The organism is Inquilinus sp. (genome assembly GCF_039594555.1).
Taxonomy (GTDB): domain Bacteria; phylum Pseudomonadota; class Alphaproteobacteria; order DSM-16000; family Inquilinaceae; genus Inquilinus.
This window is the reverse complement of sequence record NZ_JBCNNF010000018.1, coordinates 26,632-34,083: the sequence shown is the minus strand read 5'-3', so window position 1 is coordinate 34,083 and position 7,452 is coordinate 26,632. Positions and strand designations below refer to the sequence as shown.

Genomic DNA, 7,452 nt, shown 5'->3' with positions numbered 1-7,452 from the left:
CGTGCGCCTGACCCTGCTGCTCAAGGACACGCTGTCCCGGCAGGAGGCGGAGCGGCGCAAGGCCGCGGCGCGAGGCGGCCCGGGAGGACCAACACGGGCTGCGGGTGACGCTGGCGATGATGGCGGCGGTCTATGAGTCGTCCGAGGACGGCGAGGAGGATCGCCGTGCCGCCGAGCTGAGCGAAAGGCTGGAACGGCCGGAGGTGGCCGAGCTGGTGGAGGCCAGCCCGGCGCCGGTCGCGGTGGCGGCTTTGTGCCGGCGCTGGGGCTATCCGGTGCGGGTGGAGCAGTGGTTGGAGATGGCCGACGAGGCCATGGAGCATCTCGGCTTCCTGCCGCCGGCGGATGGCGAGGACGATCCCGAGGATGCGCCGAAGCCCGGTTCGGCCGGTGTCGCCGATCGCAGGACCCGGCCGCCGGATACTGGGTGAGCCGTTCGTGCACTCACCGCTTCCACCCACCTCCAGCATCAACGAACGCAGCCTTCCACACTCCCCCTCCCCTTGCGGGAGGGGGTAGGGGGAGGGGTCTGCGCGCGTCCGCGCGCCAATGCGCAGAGCCCGTCGGCATCAGCCCCTGCCCGGATGCACCGACCCGACCTCGCTTCATTCCGCTCCGGAGAAAACAGTCGAAGGCCTGTCGAATCCGGCCGGCGCCCGGCGATAAGGGGCATTCGCGGCGCAAGCAGAAGGAGCCCCTCATGCGCTATGCCTGCCTGATCTACTACGATCCGCAGACCCTGTTCGGCGGCAGCGCCGAGGCCCAGGCGGTGCTGGAGCAATGCTCGACCCATGACGAGGTGCTCAAGGCCAGCGGCCATTTCGTGGCCGGCGAGGCGCTGGAGCTTCCGGACGGCGCCCGCACCGTGAAGGTGCGCGAGGGCAGGACCTCGGCGGTCGACGGCCCGTTCATGGAGACCAAGGAGATCCTGGGCGGCTTCGTCGTGATCGAGGCGCGCGACCTGGACGAGGCGGCCGAGGTCGCGGCCGGCCACCCGCTGGCCCGGATCGGTTTCGTCGAGGTGCGGCCGCTGGTCGATTTCAGCACCCCGCCGCCGGATTTCAGTCAGCAAGCCTAACCCGGACCGGGCGCGGCCTCGCGCCGCGCCCGGCTGGCCTCGGCGGCGATGTCGAGGAAGGCGCGGACAATGGCCAGGCGCTGGCGTTCGCGCAGGCACACCACATACTCGTCCATCTCCACCCGGCAGCCGCCGATCGGGCGGCTGGCCAGGCGCGGGTCCGGCGTCAGCTCGCCCGCCGACATGAAGCCGATGCCCAGGCCGGCGGCGATCGCCTCACGCGACGCCTCCCGCCCCTCCACCTCCATCCAGGGCGTCAGTGGCAGGTCGACCGCGGCGAAGGCGCGCTCCACCGTCTCCCGCGTCATCGACCCGGCCTCGCGCATCACCAGCCGCTCCCGCGCGATCAGATGCGCCGGCACCACGCGCATCCGGGCCAGGGCATGGGCGCGCGGCAGCAGCACATGGACCGGGTCGTGCCACAGCGGCAGGGCGTGCAGCTGCGGGTCGCCCGGCACCCGCGCCAGCACCGCGACGTCGAGGCGGATGTCGACGAGGTCGGCCAGCACCCGCTGGGCGTTGCCGACCGTCATCCGCACCCGCGCGCCGTCATGCCGGGCGGTGAAGGCGGCGATCAGCGGCATGGCGTGGAACGGCCCGTCTGCGCCCAGGCGCAGCGTGCCGGTCGGCACCCGGCTGGTGCCCTGCAGCAGCTCCACCGCCTCGTCCTGCGCGGCGAAGACGCGGTTGGTGTAGGTCATCAGCTCGGCGCCCAGCAGCGTCAGCTCGATAGCGCGGCCGGACCGGCGGAACAGCTGCACGCCGTAGCGCTGCTCCAGCGCCTTCACCTCGATCGACAGTGTCGATTGCGACACGCCGATCGCCCGCGCCGCCTTGGTGAAGCTGCCCTCCGCCGCCACCGCATGGAAGGCGCGCAGCTGCACTGCCAGTGTTGAGCTCATCAATGATCGATATGGATAATATGAATTGGATCAATATTAGCCTCTCTGGTTTTCTCCCGCCATTCACGATGTCGGGGAGCGCGCCATGAGCTTCATCCAACGCCGCCGCTACGACGGCCCGATCCGGGCCGCGATCTTCGACTGGGCGGGCACCACGGTCGATTTCGGCTGCCAGGCGCCGATCACTTCGCTGGTCGACGCCTTCGCAGCGATGGGCGTCGCGGTGCCGCTGGCCACCGCCCGGCTGCCGATGGGCATGGCCAAGTGGGACCATATCCGGGCGCTGCTCGACATGCCGCAGGTCGCGGCGGCCTGGGAGAAGGCGCAGGGCCGGGCGCCAGTGATCGCCGATGTCGACGATATCTACGAGCGCTTCCTGCCGCTGCAGGTCGCGGCGGTGCGGCGGCATGCGGTGCTGATCCCCGGCACGGTCGAGGCCATGGCGGCGCTGCAGGCCCGCGGCATCCGCATCGGCACCACCACCGGCTTCCCGCGCCCGGTGATGGAGGTGGTGATCCCGGAGGCGGCCCGGCAGGGCTACGCGCCGGAGGTGATCGTCTGCGCCGGCGAGACCCCATCCGGCCGCCCCGGCCCGGCCATGGCGCTGAAGGCGTTGATCGCACTCGACATCCATCCGGTCCAGGCCGCGGTCAAGATCGGCGACACCGTGGTCGATGTGGGCGAGGGGCTGAATGCCGGGATGTGGACCATCGCCCTGGCCGTCACCGGCAACGAGGTCGGGCTGACCGAGGCGGAATGGGCAGCCCTGCCGGCCGAGCGGCAGGCGGCGCTGCGCCGGATCGCGACCGAAAAGCTGCAGGCCGCCGGCGCGCATGAGGTGGTGGACGGCATCGCCGACGTCCCGGCCGCGCTGGACCGGATCCAGGCCCGCATCACCGCCGGGGACGTGCCGTGAGCCACTATGATTTCGCCGTCGTCGGCGCCGGCATCCTCGGCCTCGCCCATGCCCTCGCCGCCGCGCGGCAGGGGCTGCGGGTGGTGGTGATCGACCGCGAGGCGCGCGCCATCGGCGCCTCGATCCGCAATTTCGGCTTCGTCACCGTCAGCGGCCAGTCGGCCGGCGCGACCTGGCGCCGGGCGCTGCGCAGCCGCGACATCTGGGCCGAGGTGGCGCCGCAGGCCGGCATCCCGGTGCTGCATCGCGGCACCGCGCTGCTGGCCCGCACCCCCGAGGGGCAGGCGGTGCTCGAGGCCTTCGCTCGCAGCGAGATGGGCAAGGGCTGCGACCTGCTGCCGGCCGCCGGCATGGCGGCGCGGCTGCCGATGGCGCGGGCCGAGGGGCTGCGCGCCGGGCTGTGGAGCCCGCATGAGCTGCGGATCGAGCCGCGCGAGGCGATCCCGCGCCTGGCCGCCTGGCTGGAGGCGGTGCATGGCGTCACAGTCCGCCGCGGCGTCCAGGTCCGCGCCGTGCACGCGCCTCGGGTCGAGACCAGCGAGGGCGCGATCCTGGCCGACCGCATCGTGGTGTGCCCCGGGCCGGACCTGAAGTCGCTGTTCCCGGAGGTCATGGCCCGCCGCCGCACCACCCTGTGCAAGCTGCAGATGCTGCGGCTGGCGGCGCCGGGCTGGCGGCTGCCGGCGGCAGTGATGGGCGACCTCAGCCTCGGCCGCTACCACGGCTTCGCCGACCTGCCGGAGGCGGCGCCGCTGAAGGCGCGGCTGGCGGCCGAGGTGCCGGAGACGCTGGCCAACGGCATCCATCTGATCGTGGTGCAGTCGGCCGACGGGTCGCTGGTGGTCGGCGACTCGCATCACTACGACGACTCGCCCGACCCCTTCGCGCCACAGGCGGTGGAGGGGCTGATCCTGCACCACATGGCCGAGCTACTGGAGGTGCCCCAGCCGGTGGTGACCGAGCGCTGGGTCGGCATCTATCCCTCCGGCCCGGCCGAGGCCTTCGCCGAGGCGCCGGACGAGGCGACCCGCGTGGTCCAGGTCACCAGCGGCACGGGCATGAGCACCAGCTTCGCCATCGCCGAGGAGGTCGTGGCCGGGCTGTTCGGCGCGGCGGCCCCCCGTCACGCCGCCTGACCCGGCCACGCAAGGTCAGAGCACGAAGTCACCGGCCACCAGGGCGATGCTGCCGGTCAGCTGGATGTGGAAGTCCGACACCTTGTCGCCATTGACGTCGCCGGCGATGGTGGTGACCCCGCCGCTGACGACATAGCGTAGTTGGCCGGCGACGCCGGTGTACAGGCCGGTGCCGATGAAGCTGAACGCCTGGTTGCCGGCCAGGGCGGTGCTGGCGTCGATCGCCGACAGGTCGATGCGGTCGCCCTGGGCATGGTTGAAATCGGTGATCCGGTCGGCATTGGCGCCGACCGCGCTCTCGGCCGTGCCGCCATAGGCGAAGCGGTCGGCCCCGGCGCCCCCCGTCAGCGTGTCCTTGCCGTTGCCTCCGGCGAGGACGTCGGCGCCGTTCCAGCCCTGCAGCGTGTTGGCGCCGGAATCGCCGGTGAGTTTGTCGTTGCCCTGGCTGCCGGACAGCACCTCGATGCCGGTCAGGACGTCGCCTTGGGCGTCACCGCCGCTGCCGGCCCCCGTGGCCAGGCTGACCGAGACCCCGGCCGCGCTGGTGTAGTAGCTGACGGTGTCGGTGCCGGCGCCACCGTCGAGCGTGTCGGCCCCGGCACCGCCGCGAAGCACGTCGTTGCCGCCGAGGCCGCGCAGGACATTGGCGCCGGTGCTCCCGGTCAGGTCGTCATTACCCTGGCTGCCCTCGAGATTCTCGACCTCGATATAGGTGTCGCCCTGGGCCGCGCCGCCGGAGCCCAGGCCGCTGGCCAGATTGGCGACGATGCCGGTGCTGCTGTCGCTATAGGTCGCGGTATCGCCCAGGGCGGTGCCGTTGCCGCGGCCGGCGAGCTCATCGGCCCCGGCCCCGCCGCGCAGCACGTCGTCGCCGCCATTTCCGTTCAGGATGTCGTTGCCGTCGCCGCCGGTCAGAATATTGGCGCCGTCATTGCCGAAGATCCGGTTGTTGCCGGCATTGCCGGTGCCGTTGAGGTCGGCCATGCCGTCGAGGGTCAGCTCCTCCACATTGTCGGCCAGGACGGTGCTGGCGAGGGCGATCACCCGGTCATAGCCCTGGCCCGCCCGCTCGATCACGATGTCGTCTGCGGAATCGACCATCAGGATATCGTCGCCGGTGCCGCCGATCAGGATGTCGTCGCCATCAAGGCCGTTCAGACGGTCGTCGCCGGCACCGCCGTCGACGATGTCGTCGCCGGCCCCGGCATCGACCAGGTCGGCGCCGTCGAGACCGCGCAGCATGTCGGCGCCGTCGCCGCCGATGATGATGTCGTCGATGGCGCTGCCGGCGACGGTCTGCGGCGTGGTGGCGTCGTAGACGCTGAACACATTCCAGGTGGCCGCGATGCTCTCTGCGCTGAAGGTGTTCATCGCGCTGAAGTTGAGGACGAAGTTCCCGGACAGCAGCCCGAGGCCGAGATAGGCCAGGGCGCTCTCCGCCCCGAAGCCGGATCCTCCCCCGACCGAGCCGCCGCCGGCCAGCGAGTAATCGGCCGTCCAGGAGGTGTCGCCGAAATATTCGGACGTCTCCGGGTCGATGTAAGCGTCGATGTGATAGTCGATCAGGACGTTGAAGGTGCCGGTCGAGCGATCGATCTCGACATTCAGGCTCCAGCTGCCGGACATGGATGTCTCCCCCGAAGCCTGCGGTGGCGGTGAAGGGTGCGGTTCCGGCCGCAGGCGGCGCCGGCCGCACGTGGTCCCGCCGATTGCAGGGCGGGCTGGGCGGGGCGCCTGCCGCGGCTGCCCGCCGTTCCAATCGTCACCTCAAATCGTGAGAATTGGCGAAAAGGCGTGTCTCGAATGGCGCGTACTATGCCAGACCGCACCTTCCGGCGGGATCACCCGAATGGGTCAGCCGGTCCGCGGGGCAGCCTCGCTGTCTGGCGCCGCCTGCCCGGGCCTGAGCCGGGTCCCTTGGCGTGCCCGCATTTCGACATAGACTCCTATGACCATCCGCAGCTCGGATGGGCGACGAGGGAGAGCGTCGTGGTGCACGGCAGAGGTTTGTTCCGGACAGGGTTGGTGGTGGTCGCCATCGCGGCCTCGGCCCCGCTGATGGCGTCTTGCCAGACAGGGCCCGGCTATTACAATGGCGGCTACTACGGCGACAGCTATTCCAGCTGGTACGACGACGATGACGGCTACTACCGGAGCTATGACCGCGACCGGTACCGATATCGCTATCGCGACGACGACCGGGATCGCGACCGGTACCGCTATCGCCATCGGGATCGCGACCGCGACGATGACGACCGGGACCACGACCGGCGGCGATCAAGATCCGACGGCGACGCCGAGCAGCGGGCCCGCCGCCTGTTCGGGCTCGACGGCAACGGCAACGGCAACAGCAACCGAGGGCGGAACGACGACGGGGACCGAAACCGGAACCGCGACGACAACGGGCGGAGCGCCGACGACATCCGGCGCATCATAATTCCGAACTCGAAGAACTGAGCGAGGCGGAGCATGGCCGCGCCCCTGGAGGGCGCACTACGCCCTATGATCCATTGGAGAAACTGCGCCGGCGCGCGAGCAAAGCCCGGCCCGGACCGTGGTGGGGAGAGATCCGGGCCGGGCCCTCAGCGCCGTTTGTCCCCTGGCGCTGCCGGGGATTGCGACACATGTCCGACATATAGGAAAGGGGTGGTAGCACCCCCGTAGATTGTCGGCGGGGCTAGGCTCGCGGGCGGATGGCGGCTTCGATCGCCTCCTGGGCGGCCCGCCTGATCGTCCCGCGGTCCAATGCGGGTCCGGGCGGTGGCGACCATGTGATCCGAACGGCGCCGTCCTGATCGACCCGGAAGCGGCCCAGATACTCCGCGCAGGCCACCGTACCCTCGGTGCCGGTGTGCTCGACCGTCCAGTCGGACGCTTCACGACCCATCACCATGGCTAGCCCCCGGCATCGATGCGGCCGGCCTTGCTGGTCTGGCGGCCGTCATCGGCTTGTTCACAGGCCGCGGTCGCGGCGCGGTAGATCTCCGAAGACCGTTTCTCATCCGGGCCGTCGGTCCAGGTGATCTGCATCCGGCCCTGGGCGTTCCGGGCATACCAGCCGCGGAATTCGCCGCAGGACACCGTTCCGGTGCCGTGTCCGGTAGGAAGGACGGTCCAGTCGCGCGGGTCGAGACATTTCGCCATGCCTGGGCAATGGGCATGCCGGAGAGCGGGTTCCCACCGTCAGGGGGACCGCACGACAGATGGTGCGAGATGTCTAAGGAGGATGGCGCACTCGACAGGATTCGAACCTGTGACCTCCGCCTCCGGAGGGCGGCGCTCTATCCAGCTGAGCTACGAGTGCAGGCCATGGACTCGGGCCCGAAGACCCGAAGCGGCGCGGACCATACTGCAAAGCGGCGGCAATGCAAAGCCCGGATTCGGGGTGGGCGCGGCCACCGGACGCCGCCCGGCTGACGG

The 7,452-nt window shown here is 70.7% G+C and carries 8 protein-coding genes and 1 tRNA gene; 5 read left to right on the top strand and 4 right to left on the bottom strand.

What is annotated here, in order from left to right; genetic code table 11:
• The first annotated feature begins 104 nt into the window (after positions 1-104).
• On the top strand, positions 105-431 hold the full coding sequence (locus ABDW35_RS03565; protein WP_343712471.1) for a hypothetical protein: 327 nt from the start codon (positions 105-107) through the stop codon (positions 429-431).
• A 269-nt stretch (positions 432-700) separates the two neighbouring features.
• Complete coding sequence (locus ABDW35_RS03560) at positions 701-1,078, top strand: YciI family protein (protein ID WP_343712470.1); 378 nt, start codon at positions 701-703, stop codon at positions 1,076-1,078.
• Here ABDW35_RS03560 and ABDW35_RS03555 read toward each other — a convergent pair.
• Complete coding sequence (locus tag ABDW35_RS03555; protein ID WP_343712469.1) at positions 1,075-1,980, bottom strand: LysR substrate-binding domain-containing protein; 906 nt, start codon at positions 1,978-1,980, stop codon at positions 1,075-1,077. The genes ABDW35_RS03560 and ABDW35_RS03555 overlap by 4 nt on opposite strands.
• Positions 1,981-2,065: 85 nt before the next feature.
• Between ABDW35_RS03555 and phnX the strand changes: the two genes are divergently transcribed.
• Both phnX and ABDW35_RS03545 read left to right on the top strand, forming a co-directional pair.
• Positions 2,066-2,896, top strand: a complete 831-nt coding sequence (gene phnX / locus ABDW35_RS03550; protein WP_343712468.1) for a phosphonoacetaldehyde hydrolase — start codon at positions 2,066-2,068, stop codon at positions 2,894-2,896.
• The gene (locus tag ABDW35_RS03545) at positions 2,893-4,032 is read left to right on the top strand and encodes a TIGR03364 family FAD-dependent oxidoreductase (RefSeq protein WP_343712467.1); all 1,140 of its coding nucleotides are present in this window, start codon (positions 2,893-2,895) and stop codon (positions 4,030-4,032) included. The genes phnX and ABDW35_RS03545 overlap by 4 nt, the downstream gene beginning before the upstream one ends.
• Before the next feature lie 15 nt (positions 4,033-4,047).
• Here the strand turns inward: ABDW35_RS03545 and ABDW35_RS03540 are convergent, their stop codons facing one another.
• Positions 4,048-5,658 carry a calcium-binding protein gene (locus ABDW35_RS03540; RefSeq protein ID WP_343712466.1) on the bottom strand — a complete coding sequence of 537 codons (1,611 nt, stop codon included), beginning with the start codon at positions 5,656-5,658 and terminating at the stop codon, positions 4,048-4,050.
• A 399-nt stretch (positions 5,659-6,057) separates the two neighbouring features.
• Between ABDW35_RS03540 and ABDW35_RS03535 the strand changes: the two genes are divergently transcribed.
• Positions 6,058-6,489 carry a hypothetical protein gene (locus ABDW35_RS03535; RefSeq protein ID WP_343712465.1) on the top strand — a complete coding sequence of 144 codons (432 nt, stop codon included), beginning with the start codon at positions 6,058-6,060 and terminating at the stop codon, positions 6,487-6,489.
• Between the two features lie 438 nt (positions 6,490-6,927).
• Here the strand turns inward: ABDW35_RS03535 and ABDW35_RS03530 are convergent, their stop codons facing one another.
• Together ABDW35_RS03530 and ABDW35_RS03525 are read right to left on the bottom strand one after the other, a co-directional pair.
• The gene (locus ABDW35_RS03530) at positions 6,928-7,176 is read right to left on the bottom strand and encodes a hypothetical protein (RefSeq protein ID WP_343712464.1); all 249 of its coding nucleotides are present in this window, start codon (positions 7,174-7,176) and stop codon (positions 6,928-6,930) included.
• An 83-nt stretch (positions 7,177-7,259) separates the two neighbouring features.
• A tRNA-Arg gene (locus ABDW35_RS03525) sits at positions 7,260-7,336 on the bottom strand.
• Positions 7,337-7,452 lie beyond the last annotated feature (116 nt).

Excerpts from the sequence above, each read along its gene's own strand:
- ABDW35_RS03560 (WP_343712470.1), top strand. The coding sequence starts at position 701 with ATGCGCTATGCCTGCCTGATCTACTACGATCCGCAGACCCTGTTCGGC.
- ABDW35_RS03555 (WP_343712469.1), bottom strand. The coding sequence starts at position 1,980 with ATGAGCTCAACACTGGCAGTGCAGCTGCGCGCCTTCCATGCGGTGGCG.
- phnX (WP_343712468.1), top strand. The coding sequence starts at position 2,066 with ATGAGCTTCATCCAACGCCGCCGCTACGACGGCCCGATCCGGGCCGCG.
- ABDW35_RS03540 (WP_343712466.1), bottom strand. The coding sequence starts at position 5,658 with ATGTCCGGCAGCTGGAGCCTGAATGTCGAGATCGATCGCTCGACCGGC.
- ABDW35_RS03530 (WP_343712464.1), bottom strand. The coding sequence starts at position 7,176 with ATGGCGAAATGTCTCGACCCGCGCGACTGGACCGTCCTTCCTACCGGA.